The organism is Paenibacillus sp. FSL E2-8871 (genome assembly GCF_038000345.1).
Classification (GTDB): Bacteria; Bacillota; Bacilli; order Paenibacillales; family Paenibacillaceae; genus Paenibacillus_AQ.
Window position 1 is genome coordinate 2,277,064 of sequence record NZ_JBBOBV010000001.1, and the last position, 20,482, is coordinate 2,297,545.

The following is a 20,482-nucleotide window of genomic DNA, read 5'->3' on the forward strand; positions in this document are numbered from 1 at the left end:
ACGGACCTTACTCAAACATTTGCGTTACGTAGGAAAAGCTTCCTTTTTCAGCTCCCAACGTAGTCTCCATAATATAAATAAAGCTCTGAATTTTGAGAATGATCTCTTCCGGCTGCCACTTGAAAATCCCTTCATCCAATAAAAATTGTGAGGCAACCAACAGAAATTCCATCGTTTCTTTAGGATAAGGACAGTGGAACAAGCTCTCCTCGATTCCCTGCTCAATCACCTCTGTCAACACAGGTGTTAGCTTCAAAATAGTTTCAGCCAAGCTTTTCTGATGGATTAGTGCATTCTCAGCTTGATGAAACTGTTCAATCATGTGACCTTTTCTCTCCGAATCAGGTTTCTGTGCCATTATGATTTGTAGTAGCTTTTCATGTACGGAGAGCTTTGAATCAGCAGCAATGATCTTCGCAACGTCTACTCCAGCATCGATGAATCGTGTGACCACTGCTTCCATAACCTCCTCCTTCGACTTGAAATAATAGTAGAACGTGCCCTTGGCAATCCCGATCTCCTGCAAGATGTCGTTCACTGTAGTTCTCGCATAACCTTTCGTAAAAAAAAGCATTTCTGCCTTATCTAATATTTCATTTCTGCGTTCTTCCGCTTCTTTGGAAATTCTCATTTATTCTGAGTCCTCCTTTTCATAGACCGACCGTCAGTCTATTCCATTTAAATACACTTAATACATCATGTCAATGATGTTCCAGCAAATTGGACTAGAGTAAAGGACTGATTAAAATCAGCCCCTCCTCATCAAACCGTACGTGAGGTTTTCCCTCATACGGCTTTCCGATGTTCTTCTTTCATGCGCATACGGTCTACAATAATGTTTTTAATCCACACTGTTTGGCAATGAACTTCACTTCGTTTAAAGTCCCTATCCATCTTCTTCTTTGTCTTTTCTTGGCGTACCATCTTGCAAACCTCTGTAGAATATACCAATCCAGTTTGGCTAATCTCTTCTGGCTATAGTTCGTATAGTAGTAATTTCTCCATCCCTGTATTTTCGGGTTGAGCCATTCTACATGTTCTTGAAACGACCTCACTCGCATTCTTGGCGGAGCTAATCGTTCTTTGACCACTTCTCGAATACGTTCTTCTGCCTTCTTCGTTAACCATTGCTGAGTTGTAAAGTATACTTTTCCTTGCGAGGTTTCCGCTTTTGTTTTTCGGTGGTGCATTCCTAAGAAGTCGAATCCTTCATCTCCCGTCCATATGCCCACTATTCGCGTTTTGGTTGGATGCAGGGTTAATTCCAGTCGCTCCATTATGGTTTGGACAAGCTTGTAGGCTTGTTCTGCGTCTTTCTTCGTCTTGCAAACAATCACCAAATCATCTGCATACCTTGTTAATTCCCCGAGTCCATTTCCGTGCTTTTTCCATACCAAGTCGAAATAATTTAAGTAAATATTCGCTAGTAGTGGAGAGATTACACCGCCTTGTGGTGTGCCTAAATCTGACCGACGGATACTTCCTTCCTCCATAACTCCTGCACTAAGCCACTTCCTTATTAACTTCAATACTCTTCTGTCGTTGATACGCATTTCTACCAACTTCATGAGTTTCTCTTGGTTAATGTTATCGAAGTAACCTTGGATATCGACGTCTAATACCCAATTTCCTTTGCGGTTACAGGCTTTCCGGATGCGGTCGAGCGCTTGTTTGGCACTTCTTTTTGGTCGAAAACCAAAAGATACTTCTTGAAAATCCATTTCGAAGATGGGTTCAATCACGAGCTTCGTTGCCATCTGTATGACTCGATCTCGTACCGTTGGGATTCCTAAAGGTCGCTGTTTTCCATCCTTTTTCGGGATGTAGTGTCTTCTGACAGGTTGCGGTTGGTAGTTGCCCTCTCGTAAAACTTGCTGACATTCTTGAAGAAATTCCACTTCGCCTTGCCTTTCAATTTCTGCAATGGTTATTGCATCCACTCCAGCTGAGCCTTTATTCGCACGGACTCTTCGCCATGCTTCTAGAAGGATATCCTCTCGGTACACTTTGTCATATAGTGCGTGAAACTTACGTTTCTTGTTTTCCTTGGCAGCATGACATAGCTTTCTCTGGAGTTGTTGAACTTTTTCCTTTGGTGTCGTTAGCCTTTTGGCATTCACTCACTCGTACCTCCTTTAAGAGCGTAAACAAAGCAGGACTCCTTCCCTCCCTAAAGTTATGTTGTCTTTAGGTTCTTAGGTACTATGTGCCCCTCGGACTCCCTTCCCACAGGCGGTTCACTTCGTCTTTTGAACTTATAGAGCACCTTTTTACGGACTTCTAAAAAAAAAAATCTGTGTGGGGGAGGGTCTCCCCAGTTCACTGCATTATCTTTCAACCCATGCCGTTCCCTTTACGCCGGAAGGTTCTTCACTGTTGACCCAAGTTCTGTACAGCTTCCTTGGCCTTCGTCTACTGTTGCGAGACTCGGCACCTTCTTCTCCCCTTCGCAGGGCCTTTTTGACGACGCGGCAGGATTCACTTCATGTTGCGGCCTAGGTTGTTGCTCGCCCTATCTCTGATAAGTACTTTTGTCGATGCGCTTTTACACACAGATTTCGCCATGCGCAAGCATCCTAGCTACAAAGGTGGCTTGGTCCCTCCTTTGGTTGGACTTTCACCAACTAGATAATGCGTGCCTCTGGGCACGCCAAAAGAAAAAAGGTAACCTCCAAAGGATGAGGTTACCTTAATGTGCAGTCAGCATAATCAGGAGACTTTTTTGCGCTTTAAAATATGATACACATTGCTGAACATGCCGGACAGGATGCCAGCAATTGGGAATACAGCCCAGTTGACGTCCCAGCGTCCATAGACAAAGCCCGTAAACAGAAAAATCGCTGTCGCCAACGGCCACAACACAGCCCTCACAAATTGTTCTTTTCCCTTCTACTTTGCATCGATATGTGGCTCATTCAGTAGCTTCTTATAAGTTTCTTGGATATTTCCGTAATAGACAAACAAGAACACCGCAGTTGCTGCAATCACCAGAAAGGCAGAAACTCCATAAGCAGCGTAATCATCGTTGAAATACGAAGTTGCGAAGATAAAGGTTGGCGACAGCACACAAAGACAGACGCCCACAATCAAAGCAAGGCGATAAGTCGGAGCATAAAGGGCCTGACTGCGCTGAAGCGCCGTTTTGAGCGCATAAGGTAGCTGAAAGCCTTGCTCTAGACTTTCGAAGCGCTCGAGTTTCATGCCGCTATGAATGAACATCCCAACGGCCACAGCGACCAGCACGAACATTCCGACCATCCCCAGCATCGAACCTTTATCAGCCATATCAGCATTATTTTCAAACAATGTACTAAGAGTAATCAACAGCGCCACCCCGCATGCGCAGAGAAAAACACCAAGACCGGTCCATAATCCAGAGCTACGTTTAGCAGCCGCATAAGCATAAACCTCTTCTTCACTAAGCATGGGCACAGTCTTCTCCTGTCCGGCTGGACGGATGCCTAGCTCAGCAGTCAGCTCCTCAATATTGCCGAATTCCGAAATAACGATACCGATCGCCTCATTCTCAGACTTGCCATCCCGCTTCAGCTCCAGGTACTTATCTTCCATCCCGGACAGCAGCTCCTGCTTCAAATGCTCCAGTTCCGGAGTCTTCGGCAGACCCGCAAACATATTATCCAGATATACTATGATCGTCTCCATGCACTATCACCACTCCTTGATAAATTGGTTTACAACTTCCTGCGTAACCTTCCATTCCTCACATTTTTCTCGGTAATAGGCGAGACCCAGCGGGGTAATCCGGTAATATGTGCGCCGCTTGCCAAGACTCTCATCCAGATAAAAGGATTCAATGTACCCGTTCTTCTCCAGCCGGGTAAAGGCGGAATACAGCGTTGTCTCCTTCATGACATACTTCTCCTGAGTCAGCTGCCTGATATTCTTAGAAATCTCGTACCCGTAGGATTCCCCATCGAGCAGCATGTAGAGGATCATCGTATCATTGTAACCACGTATAACATCACTGCTGATCAAAAATGGTACCCCCTATGATTACTTCATCTGTCGTAGTAGTTGCAGTATACCATAATTACTACGACAGATGAAGTAGTTACGAAAAAAATAGGCAAAAAAATCTAAAAAGTATTAAAAAAGAGAGTTGCTCTATGTGAGCAACTCTCCTCAAATCAGCTAGTCTCTTGAATTTTCAAAAATCTGATCAATCTTCTCTTTCGCACCTTCCCAGGAGGTCAATAATGGAAATCCATATTGTTCACGGGCTCTCAAATTCCATGGATGCGGAATACAAAGTACTTTCCTTCCGTCCTGCAATGCAGGAACCAAGTTGTGAACCCCGTCATCGATCAGAAGATCATAATTAATAAGATTCTTTCGTTTGCATGGGAAGAAATTTTCGATGGGAATAAACGGCATATGCTTCTGCAGCCAGTTCCATTTTTCAACAACCGCACTGGGCTGGGCCGCCGTAACAATAATAACATCATAAGCATTGTGCAGCTTCTCCATTTCACCTACAACATGCTCGTCGAATAATTCAAGCTCCTCATATAAACCAGGCCGCCCATAGAATACATCTTGTGTACAATCTGGATGACGTAAATGATCCGTATTCCAATCATGCATTTCCTCGTACTTCAGTACATGAGTGGGGAAATCATTGTTGTTATGGTATATAGCTCGTTTGACTAGATGGCATATCGTGTCATCCATATCAACTGCAATTATAGGCTTTCTCATCTGTGTCCCCCATATGTTTTTTTATATTACTATTTAAGTATACACAATATAATTACTGTTTTCGTCTTGAGTTAGTTAAATTTCAATTTAATGTTTTTTAAACGCCTCTACGCATCTTTGACAGATACAGGCTTTACCACTCAGTTCCAAAGGCACCCTTTCTAGTAATTCTGCAGGAATTTCCGTATGAAAACACCAACAATCACCACTATTAGCACCACAATGATTTAATTCTTTACATAAAGGACAATACCGTTGTTCAACTTGTTTATTTTTTATTTCCAAAGCTTCTACTCCCCCATACGATTAAACATTTCACTTCTATTTATTTACTTTTCTTTTCCTTGAAATTCAAATACTTCCTTCATAACCGCCTCTGAACATTCTAAGTCTAGCGTTACCAAGCATAGGATTATTCAATAAAGCAAGCACAGCAATTCCCAACATGCAATAAAGTCATTTCACATTTTTTCCCATCAATTCATTCCTTCTATAGACCTTTGCAATACCTCTATACTTTCCTGAAGAAATGCCTTATTGTTCTCAATCCCTCTGGTTTTACACCAAACTACCGCACTAAAAGCATCATAAAAACTATAAAACGGTATTATAGCTTCCAGATCAAGTAAAGGACGAACCGATTCGTAGCCTTGCACATAAGGGAGCCGTGTTAGCGGGTTCACTTCCCAGACGTATCGGTTTATTTTTGTAAAATCAATTTCAGTGGAACCACCACGAGCGCTCTCGTAATCAATTATACCAACGACTTTATTATCTTTTATTAATATATTGCCTGGTCGAAAATCCATATGAACAACACAAGGCCCATCAGGTTCAGGTAACGCCGAATATACTCTATCAAAGTGAGTAATACATTTTTCAAATAAATCAGGATGAAGGAGTTCCTTACAAGGTTCTTTCCACTTTTCAAAATTATTTTTCAGGTATAATCTCCAGCTATTGTTCTCTACCATCTGAAAACCATCGGATCCATAACATCCATACGCTGGCATGGTAACTTCATGAAGCATGGCATGATAATTACCGATTTGAAACGCCAGACTCTGATCAATGTTACTCGTACAAGGCACCCCATCTATAGCGGAGAGAAGCAATGCACCGACACTTCTATTATCTCCGTCCCAGAAATCCAATACTTTTGGAACAGGTATAACACCCTTTAGTCTTTCAAGCATCTCAAATTCGCGAACCAGTTTATCCCTGTTGTATGGAATTTTCACGTATACGTTGTCTAGATTATTAAGAGTAAGTTTATACACTTCAGAACTAAACGACTCTGGAACAGACTCTATATTCAAAACACTCAGCTTAAAAATTTCAATTAATTTATGTATGGATTCCATACGACTACCTCCAGTCTCAAGGGAAAGGTGCTCTGTTCACGGTTGTGAACTCCCTATTCTTGCATTAAGATAGAGAACATTAGGAGTTTTTAAGGAACTCAACCGGGAGATTTGAACAGATGAAATTTAAAAATCACAGCTTTTCAGGTATCATTCATAGTGATCTGCTTGCTACCCAAGAGCTTGTATATAACCCATGCAATCTTGATTGCTCTGACCTCATTCATGAACCACACAATGCTGATTATGGGGCGTATATATTTAATTTAAACGCGCTATCCATTAGATTCCGTGTTGCAAAAATCACACCTACAAAGATCGGGCAGTTTGTCACGTTATGGGAGAGAATTGGAGATGGCCCCATCCAACCCTATAATATATCAGATCCTGCTGATCTCTTCGTTATAAGTACGCGCATTGAGAATCACTTTGGTCAATTTGTATTTCCAAAAGCTGTGCTAGGTAAACAAGATATATTATCCAATAAAGGTGAGGGTGGCAAAAGAGCACTACGAGTGTACCCGCCATGGGATAATGCCACGAGTCGTCAAGCTCAAAAAACACAAAAATGGCAGTTGGAATATTTCTTAGAGATACCGGTAATTAAGCCAGCAGACTTTCTTCGTGCGCAAACACTTTACGGTTTTCCAGTAAATCGAACAGTCTGACCTATGTCCTCCACATGCTTTATATCCGCCCATAAAATAAAATAATTGTACAAAGAATCTCCTATTTTCACCGCTTCTGGATATTTCAAAATAATAGCTGCCTGATGATTCCATTCCTCTTCCTGATCTGCAGAAGGCACAATCAATCGTGCTTTCTCTTCCGCTTTTAACCCCTCTAGTGTCAGTTCAATGATTTGTGGATCAGAGCCATAAGGCTTCAGTTGATGAAATGCATCCTTGTTTGCTACTTCATCGATGGATAACCCCTCTCCAGAAATAGCGGATAATTGAAAAAATCCGTCGTTCCCCTGATACCTCTCAGCATATTCTGGATTTACTTCCCACTCGGAGGGATACTTCAAAGTGACCTTATACTCTTTTGAAGTATATGTTGACAACCCCGATGGCTTAACCAGCATTCCGATTCCAGTACTTACTAATGCAATAGCCGCAATAATCAGGACCCCTAACCACCATCTTTTATACGTTGACGTTTTCACATTATCCCCCTAAATCAATATTTAGTTGACATGCACAGCATCAGGAAATAAGATATAAGCAAACATATGAACAATCATTCATATGTATTAGTGAGGAGGAAATTACAATGAGTAATCTAAAAAATATCCTATCCCTAATTCTTTTCTCCATATTCCTTATTTCTTACCTTTTGAAGCTCCTTATACTTTACAAAAAGAACCACATTAAAGGAAACGTATTAGCTAAAGGAAATAAACGATCTATGATCCATTATACCGAGCTGTTCGTTAAGACTACTACTTTTGTGTGGGGAGCAGCGTGGTTTACGTTTTCCTTAGCGGAGTCATACATAGTTACACTAGTAGGAGAACATTTTAATCATCCGGCGATTCACTTTATCGGTGTTGGTGTAGTAGCCCTCGGATGTTCCATTTTCATACAAGCAATGATTGCCATGCGTACTTCGTGGAGAGTTGGGATTGATAAGTCTACTGTAACAAAACTCATCACGCACGGTATATATAAATTTAGTAGAAATGCCGCATTTGTCGGTTTTGATCTCATGTTTCTTGGATTGTATCTTATGTATCCAAATTCATTAACACTAATTATATTCTTTCTTAACATAGTAGCCATTCATTTACTTATTCTTCAGGAAGAGCAGCATTTAAAATCTGTATTCGGAGATGAATATATTCAATATTGTAATAATACACCTAGATATATTTAATTTTGAAACCTTGCCTACTGTAAATCCTATGCTTTCAAGCACGCTACAATTTACATTTTTTACAATATCCGAAAACATTCTCTTAATGTAATTACTATAGTATGAGGTTGTAAACATACATTAGGAGGGAAATTATGAAATCACCGAAAAAGTACGGCGTTAAGACGGCAATTGTAGCGACTGCAGCAACTGCTCTCTTCGTTTCCAACGTAGTCACTACACAAGCACCAAATCAGGCCAATGCAGCTTCATCAAACACAAGAAATGTGATTCTGTTTGTCGGTGATGGAATGGGTACTGCCCAGCGAAATGCCATCCGCCTAGCTACAGTAGGTGAAAAAGGAAATCTAGCGATGGATTCTATGCCATATGCTGGACTAATTCATACAAGCTCCACTGTCCCTGTTACAGATTCAGCTGCTTCAGCCACAGCCTATGCCAGCGGAGTCAAGACTTATAACGGTGCCATTGGGATGAATGCAGATAAAAAGTCCGTACAAACCATTATGGAATATGCAAAATCAGCAGGGAAATCTACAGGCGTTGTAACTACCAGCCAAATTACTGATGCTACAGGCGCCGCCTTTGGTGCTCATGTTGAAGATCGCTCCAAACAAAGTGATATCGCTCTGCAGCTTCTGACCAAGAGCAAAGTTGACGTTCTTCTCGGTGGAGGCGAAGACTTCTGGTATCCTGCTGGGAATCCAGGTAAGTTCGCAGATGAGCCAGCTGAAGATCCTTCAGAGAAGAGCAAAGGAACGCAGGGGAACCTTGTAGACAAAGCGAAACAGCTTGGATACTCCTACGTAACGAACAAAACCGATATGCAAAAGGCGAAAAGCGGCAAGCTACTCGGGTTATTTGCAAATGAGGAAATGTTCCAGCAAAAGCCAGAGGGTGAAGGAGATATCTACAATCCGGTTGTATCCCTGCCTGAAATGACGAAAAAAGCGATAGACACGCTTGCAGCAAATAAAAAAGGATTTTTCCTGATGGTTGAAGAAGAGGGTACTGACGAATTTGCACACCAAAACAATGCCAAGATGACGATTAAAGCGGGGCAAGAGTTAGATAAGTCCGTACAGATTGCCAAAGATTTCGCTAAAAAGAATCCGGATACCCTTGTCCTAGTTCTCGCCGACCATGAAACAGGTGGATTCTCTATTGAAGCCGTAGACGCTGAAGATGAATCAGGTGACGGCATTTCCAAAGAAGATGGTCCGTTTGCCATCGCTAACTCCAAACAGAATTTCGTTGTAGACTGGACAACTTCAGGTCATACAGCAGTGGATATTCCAATTACGGCCATGGGCAAAAACGCTCAGTTGTTTACAGGAGTATACGAAAATACCGAAGTATTCACTAAGGTTGCGCAAGCCATGGGTATTAAAGTGAAATAAAAAGATCGAACAACATAAAAGACTAGCCAGACTTTCTGGTTAGTCTTTTTGATTGATGAATCGCAATCCCGGGTTCTTCCTTATACACTATGATGATCTCCATACCTACTTAGCATCTGTTCGAATAACAAACGTGATTTCCTTAGTCTGGTCTAGCCACTCGCCTGTCAGTCGAAATCCCCGTATAGTTGCCCCTGATTCATAATCCTTACTATCTGAACTAAGAAAAGCCGCCATATTCGAATCGAGCTTAAAAGTAGCTGTCTTATCCGCCCATTCAACATTTACCAGCTCTGCTGTTTCTTTTTTATACTTTAAAGTACCATTATCTTTCAAAATATAATCTGTCAATTTGTAGCTGTTTGGGGCTGTATTGCTAAATTCGATTTCTATGATTTCTCCAAGCTTCACATAGGGAATTGAAACATCCGGTTCAGCCATAAGGCTATGGAAAGATACATTAACTTCTTCTGAATTAGTGTTCCTTTCAAGTGGCTTTAAGACAGATTGAATGACTCTCCCCTTGGATGTAACCGTTACTTCCTTAATTACAGAATCGCTTGCCTGTTCTTGATCGCAGGCTGAAAAAATAAACAGGAGTACAAGACCAAGGGTTAATAAGTATACTTTTCTCAAGGAAAACCCCCTTCTTGATTAATTTCAGTTACAATGATGATCGACAGCGAGATACGGATCAATGCATATCCAAGGCGTCCAGTTTATAGGAAAGCTCATGAATTAACTCTAGCTCATGTAATACCATACTTCGGGTATAAAAATATAGCTCTTCAGAGTAATCCAAATCTTCACCGTTCCCAACCACTAGGGATAACTGTTGTAAATGTTCCAGCTTCTCTTTCATGTAAGTCTCTCTGTAATCAAGTAATCTTCGGCGGGCCTCCTGATCCAGTAGCTCATAATAAGCAAGACGAATAGACCATTCATTATCAATACGAATAGTCTCCAGTGAAAATTCGTTCAAGCAGATATGAAACCGCTCCTCACCCTCGGCTGTGATGGAATACACATACCGTTTAGGCCGGTTTTCCTGCATTTCCGTTTTTTTAATCACCCAACCTCGCTTTTCAAACAATTTCAGCTTCGGATACAGCGAATTATTATTAACGATTTTATCGTTACTCATTACAAAAATGATATTTTTTTTAATCTCATAACCATGTTTTGACCCTTTCATTAATTGAGCCAGAATCAAGACTTCAATATCCATATTCATCCTCCGAACTACCGGACTTCATTTCCGGTCATTTTCTTATCTTACCTCAAGGACTGCATTTGTGCCAAATACTTCGTGATTTTATGCACATACTTTTATCGTTCCGTTCGATAGTATAGGATAAAATAACCTAGTTATTTTTAACCTATATATAGAGAGGAAGTTATAGCATGGAATTCGCACATTTGTTCAGCAAAGGTACGATAGGAAATATGGAGCTTAAGAACCGGGTCATTTTGCCTGCCATGGGAACAAAAATGAATGCTCCGGGTGGGTATGTCAGCGAGCGCTTGATTGGTTACCATGTAGCACGCGCAAAAGGAGGTAACGGCTTAAATACAGTTGAAGTAACAACCGTTCACCCAACGGCTGCTTCTGAGGATGCTCCAGCCATTTATGATGATAAATTCATTCCTGGTATGACCCAATTGGCTCATGCTATTCGTGATGCAGGCGGCAAAAGCTGTCTTCAGTTATGGCATGGAGGGAAAGTAACTCCCAACCTGATTCAAGTCTCCTCCTCCCCTGTCCCTTTCGAGGGTGTAACACATATCCCCCGAGAGCTGGAGAATCACGAAGTTAGTGAGATGGTTCAAGCTTACGCAGATGCTGCTTCACGTGCGAAAAGAGCTGGATTTGACAGTGTAGAATTCCATGCTGGTCATGGTTATTTGCCACAACAATTTCTAAGCCCAGCGATGAACTTCCGTCAGGATGAGTACGGCGGTTCCTGGGAGAATCGTTGTCGCTTTCCGCTCGCTTGTATCCGTGCCATTCGAGAAGCCGTTGGACCTAGGTTCCCTATCTTGATGAGAATCTCTGCTATCGAGGATCTTCCCGGCGGACTTACACTGGAAGATATGAAGCTCTTCTCGAAGCTCGCTGAGGATGCTGGTATTGATGCGATTAATGTATCGCGCGGAGTTCCAGCAGGCGCAGCTATTAAATATGAAGTACCACCTATCGATCTACCTGTGGGCTTCAATGTAGATAATGCAGCACAAATTAAATCCGTGGTTAACATTCCAGTTATAGCTGTAGGTCGTATTAATGATCCAGCTATTGCTAATCGAATTATTGCCGAAGGACTGGCTGATTTCGTAGCTATTGGCCGCGCTCAATTAGCAGATCCTGAATTCTGTAACAAAGCATTAGCTGGACGCGCGGACACCATTGTTAAATGTGTGGGTTGTGATCAAGGCTGCTTCGATGGATTCGTAAATCCGAAGGTGCCTTTCATCAGCTGTGTATTTAATCCTGCTACCGGAAGAGAAAGTGAATATGAATTACAGCGAGCGAGCACACCAAAAAAAATACTTATAGCCGGTGGTGGGCCAGCCGGATTAGAAGCAGCAATCACACTGAAACGTCGTGGGCATTCTCCAATTTTATGCGAAAAAAATAACATTCTAGGCGGACAGCTTTATATCGCTGGTGCCGCACCGCGTAAAGAAGAAATGGCCGCGGCTGCTCTGAATATGGGAGAGACCGCTAAACGTGAAGGTGTAGAAATCCGAATGAATACGGAGGTTACTCCAGAGCTTATTCAAGAAATCAGTCCGGATGAAGTCATTCTTGCAATCGGATCAGCCCCGATTATTCCTCCAGTAGAAGGTGTTCTGAGTAGTCATGTTGTAAATTCACATGATGTATTATGGGGAACAGCTCATCCTGAAGGTCGAGTTGTTATTATTGGAGGGGGTTTGGTCGGTCTCGAGGTCGCTGAGCTCCTGGTCGAACGCGGAAATCAAATCACTGTTGTAGAAATGCAAGCCGATGTAGCAAATGATCTGGGTATCCTTCGTAAGATCTGTGTAATGGAAAGCTTATATGGCCACAATGTTAAATTAATGACCAACAGCAAGTGCATGACGATCCAAAAGAATAGCGTGATGGTTGAAAAAGATGGGGAGCTTCTCAGCCTGCCAGCCGATTATGTAGTAATCGCAGTAGGATCACGTGCCCTAAACAAGCAATCCCTTCAGAACTTCTTGGAGGAAAGCTCCATTCCTTATCATGTAATTGGGGATGCAGTGCAAGCTCGCAGAGCGCTTAATGCTATTTGGGAGGGTGCAGAATTAGCTAGACGAATCTAGTTCATATAGTCAATTAGATTTATGAATAAACCCGGCAGGTCGCACCTGCCGGGTTACGTTCTTATCAGAACTATCTGAAAAATCAACTTTCAGGGGCTAATAAGTGCGTTAGTGCCTGCACCTGTTCCATATGTATTCGTCTTCTATAAAGCACCTTAACTCGCCCTCATTCATGAACTTGATCTTCACCCCTGAACGATATTTTCATTCTCATGTCAATGTAGAAGACACGCTAAAATTGAGTATCGGCAGCCCGATAAAAGCAGCATATCTTTCAGCAGCTTTAAACACAGCTTCTTCAGCATTTCCAAGTTCTCTAAATGGATGAATGACTATCTCAATTCCTTTTTTCTTAATCGAACGTTTCCATGTACCTATAACTTGGCCACCAACAACAATCATAGGCAGGAAAACACCGTTGTTGCCAGGAACAATTAAAGGAGCCGTCTCAGGTTCAAGTACAGCACTCCGGTCTTTATAACCAAGAATGTACTCATCGAAACCCGGAAGTAAATAGATACCTGACTCTTCATCCGCTGAAACTACTCGATGGCTAGACATCCAATGCTCGCTGCCATTTATATCCGCCGATTGAAGTTCATTGGTCACACACTCCAGCCCATGTCTTGCATCAGTAAGAGTTATGCCTGCCCACCAAGCGAAGTCCTTAACGGTCGCCAATCCACGAGCTGTAAAATACCGCAACGCGAGTTCTTGCAACGATTGTTCGTAAGATAGCTCTCGGCAATCTGGCACCCATTCCTCTAACAATACAATCGTTTGCTGTTTACCATTCATCGGACCAAAACAAATCAGTCCTTGATAGGCACTATTCCAGAGCATGTGATAACCGCGTTGATTCCCCGTGTGGATGCCTTCCTCTTCTATTAGCTGAAGTAGGACCGAACGATCCATCTGCTTCCCGCCCTTTAGAGCATCCACAATAATTTCTCTACATCGCTCCAGTGTCTGATCATCAAGTCCAAGCTCAGCTATTCGCCGCTTCGTTTGTGATGCTAAACGCGGTGCAGAGAGCTGTAGCATCCATTTTACATCTTCTGCTGGGACGAAATGAAGCGTACCTCGCAGCGTCCAAGTAAGTATAATCTTACGGTCAGCGATTGCACGCTCTATATCAGCTAATTTCGTAGCAGGAGAACGTAGTCCGATGGCCCAAACCGCCTGCATATAGTCTTGCGCTTGCATAGCCCCCATTTTTTTCACGACCTGCTCTGGTGTGTGATGTAAAGAGCCTGCAATCATTTGATTATACAACCTACTATTTGCAATAAGGTTATTCGTCACACTACTCCCCCTTTTCAGAAATGAATCCTCAAATTATATACTTCCAGTTATTTAACAAAATGATTAAGTTCTTGCTCATGTCTATGTCGATATTACTATTGATTCTATTGAAATACGAGATTAAATTAGAATATGAACTCCATTCCATTGCATAATGTGCAATAGAAAGTCATATACAGACCTCAAAAAAAAGGTTTCTGTTGCACTTCGTACATTAGATGATGTTGTTAAGTGCTTGCTGTACAGCAATTCTAGTCTTCGATCCAACAATGGATCCTGAAATCCCAATGATCTTCATACTATCCCCTCTTTCTTATTTCTTAGCTGTAGCACGTCTTACGGCTGGTGCTACTTCAGATGCGAACAGGTCAATCATTTGTTCCACTTGAGCATAAGGTAACCCACCGACATCAATCTGAGCTAGAAAACGATTATGGCCATACATCTCATGTTGATAGAGGATCTTCTCCACAATTTGTTGCGGGCTTCCCACGAGCAGTGCATTTCTCACACTCATCGCTTCCGCAAATTGTTCTTTCGGATAGTATGACCCACGAAGTTCTTTCATCAAGTGGTTGATATATGGATAATAATCGCGGAATGCTTTTTGTGAATCCGGATCAATATACATTAAAGAAGTTGTACTGATGGGAAGTTCTGCTGGATTAAACCCTGACTCTGCAGCAACCATACGATACGCGTCTACAGAACCTTTAAAGGCAGATGACGGTCCACCAAGGGTGGTCAGCATCATCGGGATCCCCATTCTTCCCGCCTTAATTGCACTTGCTGGAGGTCCGCCAACCGCTCGCCAAATTGGCAACTTTCCATTTAAGGGCTTAGGGAAGATTTCCATATCATTTAATGCAGGGCGGAATTTCCCTTTCCACGTTATGCGATCGGACTCATTTATTTTCATGAGCAATTCAATTTTCTCTTCGAACAATTCTTCATAATCTCTTACGTCATAACCAAAAAGTTCATAGGCCCCGAGACGCGATCCACGTCCAGCAACAATCTCTGCTCTACCGCCTGATAACAAATCCAATGTTGAAAAGTCCTCATATACACGTACAGGATCTGCTGTACTTAGTACAGTTGCTGAACTGACAAGCTTTATACGTTCGGTTGCATTTGCAATGGCTCCAAGGACTACCGAGGCTGCTGAGGTAATGAATTTCGGTTGATGACTCTCGCCTACTCCAAATACATCTAATCCAGCATCCTCAGCTAATTTGGCAGCAGCTACGATCTCTTGAATCCGTTGTCGTTCACTAATTGCTTTTCCTGTTAAGGCGTCTGTGGTGTGATCACCTAACGTGTATAAACCTAGCTCCAACCCTTTTTTCTCATCGATTCTATATTGTTCCATCATGATTATGTCCTCTTTTCAAAGTTGTATTAGGTTTAGCGGATAGGATGAAGCTTCGATTCAATCTCTTCACGACGTTCTTCCAGAAATGAAGGTAAGGTTAAATTCTCTCCTAGCGCGTCAAAAGTTTCATCAATCTCAAATCCCGGGCCATCTGTAGCAAGCTCAAAAAGAATATGGTTCGGATCCCGGAAATACAAGGAATGGAAGTAATAACGATCAATGACCCCTGTATTTTTAAAGCCTGCAGCAGTGATCTTGGCGGCCCATTCGGTTAGTTCTTCGATATCCTTCACTCTTATAGCCACATGATGGATGCTCCCTTTACCTGGTCTCTCCCGATCTTTATCATTTACTTCTTTGACGTGGAGCTCGGTGTATAAACCACCCTTCCCCGTTTCATATATATCTACCATCACTTTCGAATCCCCCATGGAGGGTACTGTCCGACCTTGTGTATAGCCCAAAATATCTTCCAAAACCGCCTTTGTGCGGCCAGCTTCACGTACAGTCAATTCAACGGGTCCTAACCCAACGATGGCATACTTTGGAGGGATGTCTTCTGTAATCCACGGTTCAACTAGCTCGATACCGTTATCTTTTTCAGCCGATACTAAATGGACCGTCAATTCATCTCTATCATAAAAAGTAAGCGACTTACGTTCCCCGATACTTACAATCGCTTCATGAGGAACTTTAAAAGAATCTAATCGACTAGCCCAATATGTCAAGGCTTCATCGCTAGGAACAAGAAGGGAGAAAGAGCTAATACTGTTCGTCCCTTTGCGGGTCTGACCTGCATTTGGCATTTCAAAGAAAGATACTTCGGTTCCAGGAGCACCATTACGATTTCCATAAAATAGATGGTACATGGATGGATCATCTTGATTGACCGTTTTCTTTACAAGTCTCAGTCCCAGGACCTCTGTATAAAACCATAAGTTTTGTTTAGCGTCCTTAGTAAGCATAGACACATGATGTTGTCCGTTTATGGGTTGTTGTTTCATTTTAAAAACCTCCTAATGAGTTTTGTTGAATTTAAGTTTACTAGTATACTGATGAGGAAAAAAGTAAGCTTTATTATCAATAAAGCTTTTGCGATACTACTGAACACCTCGCGGGAGTCGATTCTCATCTTGGCTATGGCGATGAATCTTTTTAAGCATGCTGTAAAACACTTTCTTCTCCTCATCTGTCAGTGGATCGAATAACGAGGCTTGGAAATCCGATTGCAAGGGCAGTACCTTCTCAATAAGTGTTTGGCCCTTTTCCGTTAAAGTAATGTACTTCACTTTCCAATCCTGTTTACGTTCAATCCATCCTTCTTTCTCTAATCTGCCAAGCATATGGGATACCCCACCTTTAGTAATGGTTAGATGCTCGGCAATTTCCATCTGTGTTACAGGCTGATGTAATAATATTTGTACCAAGGTATCGAATTGATTAACTGTTAAATTAAATTGCTTCAAGAATTCATTGGAAAGATCGTTACTATTCTCATATACCCTAACCAGCCGCAACCAGATCAATAAGCTTAATTGGTTATCTTCAGTGAATCCATTGTTTCTCATTTGGTCACGTCCATCGTTTGTTTATTTTATGTGTTATTTGATTTGTTAATATGAGTATACTAGTAAACTGATGAGGAGTCAAGCTCAGTAGAAATCCTACACGCTTGCCAAATACCACTTCGGAATATAGGTTTGAAAATCATCATACCACTCCAGAACACTCTCCGCTCGGCTCAGCATATTAGTAACTTCCCTTTGACCAACCCTTATGAACCGGTTTAACTACCTCCCATGTAGAAGCATTCGGGATGTCACTAAAAAATGGAATCATTTCACAACCTCCTTTTAATCAAACTGCTTCACAAAATAGAAAAATTTTCTTATTTATTTCTTAGAAGATTATTTTATTCAATTGATGTTGGAACAACAATAGTGTATGATGCATAGTATAGATCGAATACTGTATGACACATAGTAAGTATAAGCGGCTTCGACGTCCTCTCAAGGACAGCGAGCGTTTAAACCAAAAATATAAGAACAATTTATAAGAAATTATAAATCCTTATATTTTAAATAATGAGGTGGGTGAATGAGTACTTTATTAAATTCTTTAATCACAGAGCTTAGAAGAGGTACGTTAACGCTAGCCGTTTTAAGTCAATTACGAACACCCCAGTATGGATATTCGCTCGTTCAATTGTTGGAGGAATCCAGCATCATCATCGATCAAAGCACCCTATATCCATTACTTCGCCGATTAGAGAAACAGGAATTAGTGACGAGCAGCTGGGACACATCCGAGAGCAGACCCCGTAAGTATTATGTTCTAAGTGACTATGGCGTAGAAATTTTTTTACAGCTAAAGGAAGAATGGCTTAAGAATTCGAAAGAACTCTACGGCCTATTACAAGGGGAGGATGACCATGAAGCTGATTGAGATTTACATTCACGAAGTGACTCGGAGGTTACCGGAACAAAATCGGGAGGATATCGCTCTCGAATTACGATCTACCATCGAGGATATGTTACCGGATGATTATGACGAAAAAGAGGTAAAAGCCGTCCTTACAAAATTGGGCAATCCCGCTATTTTAGCTAGTGAGTATCGCGATCAGCCCATGTATCTCATCGGCCCACGCTATTTCGATTTATATGTTACGTTGTTAAAAATGATTATACCGATCGCTGTAGTTGTTTCTTTAATCGCTCTGGTTGCTGATTACTTGATTGGCTATAGCGGAGATAAAACAGTTGCGGATATTGTTACTGCAGTTATAAGTAGAGGAATTGGAACCTTCCTTGAAGTAGGAATCCAAGTCTTTTTTTGGATAACTGTTGTGTTCGCTATTATCGAACGGGCGGATAAAGGAAAGGAAGGTCATCCACTTACTACAAAATTAAGGAAATGGACTCCTGATGATTTGAAGGATATCGCGCTTGTCCATAAGAAAAAAGCAATTACAAGCTTCGAAGTGTTCGGAAGTTTACTGTGGACTGCCATTTGGGCTACTGTTTATTTTAATGCTGAACACCTGATCAGAGTCTATAGAGGCGGTGAAGGCGCACTTAACTTCGTAGCCCCAGCTTTTAATCAGCATGTGTTACTTGATTATTGGCCTATTATTCTTATTGTGATCGGATTAGAAGTCGCATTAACTATATATAAATTAATCAAGAGACAATGGACTAGAGAATTAGCATTATGTAATACGGTCCTCGAGCTTTTAGTGCTTATTGTATTCGCTATTATCCTTATAAATCCGAATGTATTTAACCAAGAATTCATTAACTACATGTCTAATTTATTAACAACTTCAGCTAATCAATTTGAAACGGGGTTAGTAGGTGGGGGAATTGCTTGCCTGATTTTAGTTGCGGTTCTCAATATATATGAAGGCTTCCGCAAGGCTCGCCTTTAGTATTCACAGAACGGCGATTCTCCTGTTATTTGGAGAATCGCCGCTTTGTATTCTGATTCGTTGGCTGCCTGCTTCAACAGCTTTCACAGTGTCAGTCAGCACCCTCTAAGTGTTACGGACCCAGAGGACGTTATTTGCGAATTCCCAGCCTTTTAAACAGAGTTTCGGATTCCAGCGCAGCTATTCCCTTGAAAGAGGTTCATAAATGGTGTTTTTCATACCAATAGTGTCTATACGGTCCGTTAACATCCCCAAAATGCAATAATACTTCGATTAGAGTCATCTGTGCTCGATAGGCACTTTGTATATGTCGTAATTATTATAGGAATCAATCAAAAAACAATAGAGTGCCCCAGCAGCCATTCATGACTTATGGGACACTCTATCTGGTTTAATTAAAGAAGCTCAAGCTCAATAACTGTATCCATCTCGTCGGGAAGCTTAGCCCCTTTTAATGTAATAAACGCTCCACCGTCAACATCCGAATATTCCTCAGCCATCCACGGCACCTCCACCTTTAGCTCGGTACCATCACGTAGTAATCTAGCCTTTTTAATCTTACCTTTCAGGCCTTGGAAATAGATCGGGCCAATTCCACGGTCGTAGACGTGCGCATACAACTTGTTGCCCTTTTGCGTATAACGTCCCCACTCTGGCTTAGGCAGCGAAGACTTCCCGCATCCATAAATACTATCGCCATTAAGGCGCATCCACTCCCCAACTTCGTCAAGGATACCCAGTGATTCCCGTGTCATTTCACCTTTAGCATCTGGTCCAACATTAAGGAGTAGGTTGCCATTCTTACTGATACATTCGACCATTGAGCGAATGATCTGCTGGGTTGATTTATAATTTTTATCTTCGGAATGGTAGCCCCAGTTATCATTAAGCGTAATGCATGCTTCCCATGGAATGGATTGACCATTCACGTCAACAATGCCACCGGGAGGAATGATCTGCTCTGGAGAAAAGAAATCTCCAGCATATTCTTCTGGCTCGGCCGCGCGGATATTCCCACCCAAACGATTGTCGATAATAATATCCGGCTGGATAGAGCGAATCATACGGATTAGCTCCGTTGCTTTCCATTTCTCTCCGGTCATATTGTCGTAGGAGAAGTCAAACCACATGATGTCGATTTTGCCGTAATTCGTCAACAGTTCCTTCACTTGTCCATGCATATACTCCAAGTATCGATCAAAATCAATGGGCTTGTCTTTAGCCGCTTCGTTATCCCGATCCGGATGCGCTTTATCACCATATCCAGGATAGTCATCATGATGCCAATCAATAATAGAGTAATACAGACCTACAGCAATACCTTCCGCCCGGAAAGCGTCTACATATTCTCGAACGAGATCACGTCCAGCAGGCGTGTTAGTCGCTTTAAAATCTGTTAGCTTGCTATCAAACAAGCAGAATCCGTCGTGGTGTTTGGTCGTAAGAACCGCATACTTCTGCCCCGCTGCTTTAGCTGCGCTGGCCCACTTCTTCGGGTCATATCGAGATGCGTCAAATTCATCGAAATACGTCATATAATGCTCTCTACTCATTCGCTCGTTTCCACGAATCCACTCACCTCGTGCTGGAATGGAATATAATCCCCAATGAATGAACATACCGAATCTATCCTGTAAGAACCATCTCGTTCTTTCTTCTCTTGTACCCATCTCTTCAGCCCCTC

22 protein-coding genes are annotated in these 20,482 nt (G+C 42.0%); 6 read left to right on the forward strand and 16 right to left on the reverse strand.

Features of this window, described 5'->3' with window-relative positions; translation table 11 throughout:
* Window positions 1-7: 7 nt before the first annotated feature.
* From NYE25_RS10505 to NYE25_RS10535, 8 genes are all read right to left on the reverse strand, one after another.
* A complete protein-coding gene (locus NYE25_RS10505; protein WP_339242482.1) occupies window positions 8-631 on the reverse strand; it encodes a TetR/AcrR family transcriptional regulator in 624 nt (207 codons plus the stop codon).
* A gap of 196 nt (window positions 632-827) precedes the next feature.
* Window positions 828-2,120 carry a group II intron reverse transcriptase/maturase gene (gene ltrA, locus NYE25_RS10510; RefSeq protein ID WP_341144791.1) on the reverse strand — a complete coding sequence of 431 codons (1,293 nt, stop codon included), beginning with the start codon at window positions 2,118-2,120 and terminating at the stop codon, window positions 828-830.
* Between the two features lie 589 nt (window positions 2,121-2,709).
* Window positions 2,710-2,871 carry a hypothetical protein gene (locus NYE25_RS10515; protein ID WP_341052888.1) on the reverse strand — a complete coding sequence of 54 codons (162 nt, stop codon included), beginning with the start codon at window positions 2,869-2,871 and terminating at the stop codon, window positions 2,710-2,712.
* Window positions 2,872-2,889: 18 nt separating this feature from the next.
* Complete coding sequence (locus NYE25_RS10520; protein WP_341052887.1) at window positions 2,890-3,663, reverse strand: permease prefix domain 1-containing protein; 774 nt, start codon at window positions 3,661-3,663, stop codon at window positions 2,890-2,892.
* Between the two features lie 6 nt (window positions 3,664-3,669).
* Window positions 3,670-3,996 carry a PadR family transcriptional regulator gene (locus tag NYE25_RS10525; RefSeq protein ID WP_042189881.1) on the reverse strand — a complete coding sequence of 109 codons (327 nt, stop codon included), beginning with the start codon at window positions 3,994-3,996 and terminating at the stop codon, window positions 3,670-3,672.
* 156 nt (window positions 3,997-4,152) lie between these two features.
* On the reverse strand, window positions 4,153-4,719 hold the full coding sequence (locus NYE25_RS10530) for a 5' nucleotidase, NT5C type (protein WP_341145872.1): 567 nt from the start codon (window positions 4,717-4,719) through the stop codon (window positions 4,153-4,155).
* Between the two features lie 87 nt (window positions 4,720-4,806).
* Window positions 4,807-5,004, reverse strand: coding sequence for a cysteine-rich CWC family protein (locus NYE25_RS31285; RefSeq protein WP_197071231.1), 198 nt, complete (start codon window positions 5,002-5,004; stop codon window positions 4,807-4,809).
* A gap of 191 nt (window positions 5,005-5,195) precedes the next feature.
* Window positions 5,196-6,083 carry a phosphotransferase family protein gene (locus tag NYE25_RS10535; RefSeq protein WP_341145873.1) on the reverse strand — a complete coding sequence of 296 codons (888 nt, stop codon included), beginning with the start codon at window positions 6,081-6,083 and terminating at the stop codon, window positions 5,196-5,198.
* 119 nt (window positions 6,084-6,202) lie between these two features.
* On the opposite strand from NYE25_RS10535, the gene NYE25_RS10540 reads away from it, so the two are divergent.
* Window positions 6,203-6,751 (forward strand): MepB family protein, encoded by a 549-nt coding sequence (locus NYE25_RS10540; protein WP_341145874.1) that lies wholly within the window; start codon window positions 6,203-6,205, stop codon window positions 6,749-6,751.
* On the opposite strand, the gene NYE25_RS10545 is transcribed toward NYE25_RS10540, so the two are convergent.
* On the reverse strand, window positions 6,721-7,251 hold the full coding sequence (locus NYE25_RS10545) for a peptidase M56 (protein ID WP_341145875.1): 531 nt from the start codon (window positions 7,249-7,251) through the stop codon (window positions 6,721-6,723). The genes NYE25_RS10540 and NYE25_RS10545 overlap by 31 nt on opposite strands.
* A gap of 107 nt (window positions 7,252-7,358) precedes the next feature.
* On the opposite strand from NYE25_RS10545, the gene NYE25_RS10550 reads away from it, so the two are divergent.
* Entirely contained in the window at window positions 7,359-7,961 is a 603-nt protein-coding gene (locus NYE25_RS10550; RefSeq protein WP_341145876.1) for a methyltransferase family protein, read from the forward strand.
* A gap of 134 nt (window positions 7,962-8,095) precedes the next feature.
* Window positions 8,096-9,361 carry an alkaline phosphatase gene (locus tag NYE25_RS10555; protein ID WP_076286586.1) on the forward strand — a complete coding sequence of 422 codons (1,266 nt, stop codon included), beginning with the start codon at window positions 8,096-8,098 and terminating at the stop codon, window positions 9,359-9,361.
* Between the two features lie 105 nt (window positions 9,362-9,466).
* Here NYE25_RS10555 and NYE25_RS10560 read toward each other — a convergent pair whose 3' ends face one another.
* Together NYE25_RS10560 and NYE25_RS10565 are read right to left on the reverse strand one after the other, a co-directional pair.
* A complete protein-coding gene (locus tag NYE25_RS10560; protein ID WP_341145877.1) occupies window positions 9,467-9,997 on the reverse strand; it encodes a hypothetical protein in 531 nt (176 codons plus the stop codon).
* A 58-nt stretch (window positions 9,998-10,055) separates the two neighbouring features.
* The gene (locus NYE25_RS10565) at window positions 10,056-10,589 is read right to left on the reverse strand and encodes a PadR family transcriptional regulator (RefSeq protein ID WP_341145878.1); all 534 of its coding nucleotides are present in this window, start codon (window positions 10,587-10,589) and stop codon (window positions 10,056-10,058) included.
* A 176-nt stretch (window positions 10,590-10,765) separates the two neighbouring features.
* Here NYE25_RS10565 and baiCD point away from each other — a divergent pair, with 176 nt between their 5' ends.
* Window positions 10,766-12,691 (forward strand): bile acid Fe-S flavoenzyme BaiCD, encoded by a 1,926-nt coding sequence (gene baiCD, locus NYE25_RS10570; RefSeq protein ID WP_341145879.1) that lies wholly within the window; start codon window positions 10,766-10,768, stop codon window positions 12,689-12,691.
* A 210-nt stretch (window positions 12,692-12,901) separates the two neighbouring features.
* On the opposite strand, the gene NYE25_RS10575 is transcribed toward baiCD, so the two are convergent.
* From NYE25_RS10575 to NYE25_RS10590, 4 genes are all read right to left on the reverse strand, one after another.
* Window positions 12,902-13,996 (reverse strand): winged helix DNA-binding domain-containing protein, encoded by a 1,095-nt coding sequence (locus NYE25_RS10575; RefSeq protein ID WP_341145880.1) that lies wholly within the window; start codon window positions 13,994-13,996, stop codon window positions 12,902-12,904.
* Window positions 13,997-14,309: 313 nt separating this feature from the next.
* A complete protein-coding gene (locus NYE25_RS10580; RefSeq protein ID WP_341145881.1) occupies window positions 14,310-15,371 on the reverse strand; it encodes an LLM class flavin-dependent oxidoreductase in 1,062 nt (353 codons plus the stop codon).
* Between the two features lie 32 nt (window positions 15,372-15,403).
* Entirely contained in the window at window positions 15,404-16,375 is a 972-nt protein-coding gene (locus NYE25_RS10585; protein ID WP_341145882.1) for a ring-cleaving dioxygenase, read from the reverse strand.
* Window positions 16,376-16,471: 96 nt separating this feature from the next.
* Window positions 16,472-16,939 carry a MarR family winged helix-turn-helix transcriptional regulator gene (locus NYE25_RS10590; protein WP_042189900.1) on the reverse strand — a complete coding sequence of 156 codons (468 nt, stop codon included), beginning with the start codon at window positions 16,937-16,939 and terminating at the stop codon, window positions 16,472-16,474.
* Window positions 16,940-17,468: 529 nt separating this feature from the next.
* Between NYE25_RS10590 and NYE25_RS10595 the strand changes: the two genes are divergently transcribed.
* Both NYE25_RS10595 and NYE25_RS10600 read left to right on the forward strand, forming a co-directional pair.
* Window positions 17,469-17,816 (forward strand): PadR family transcriptional regulator, encoded by a 348-nt coding sequence (locus NYE25_RS10595; protein ID WP_076129886.1) that lies wholly within the window; start codon window positions 17,469-17,471, stop codon window positions 17,814-17,816.
* Window positions 17,803-18,798 (forward strand): HAAS signaling domain-containing protein, encoded by a 996-nt coding sequence (locus NYE25_RS10600; protein ID WP_341145883.1) that lies wholly within the window; start codon window positions 17,803-17,805, stop codon window positions 18,796-18,798. The genes NYE25_RS10595 and NYE25_RS10600 overlap by 14 nt, the downstream gene beginning before the upstream one ends.
* A 395-nt stretch (window positions 18,799-19,193) precedes the next feature.
* Here the strand turns inward: NYE25_RS10600 and NYE25_RS10605 are convergent, their stop codons facing one another.
* Complete coding sequence (locus NYE25_RS10605; protein WP_341145884.1) at window positions 19,194-20,468, reverse strand: alpha-L-fucosidase; 1,275 nt, start codon at window positions 20,466-20,468, stop codon at window positions 19,194-19,196.
* Window positions 20,469-20,482 lie beyond the last annotated feature (14 nt).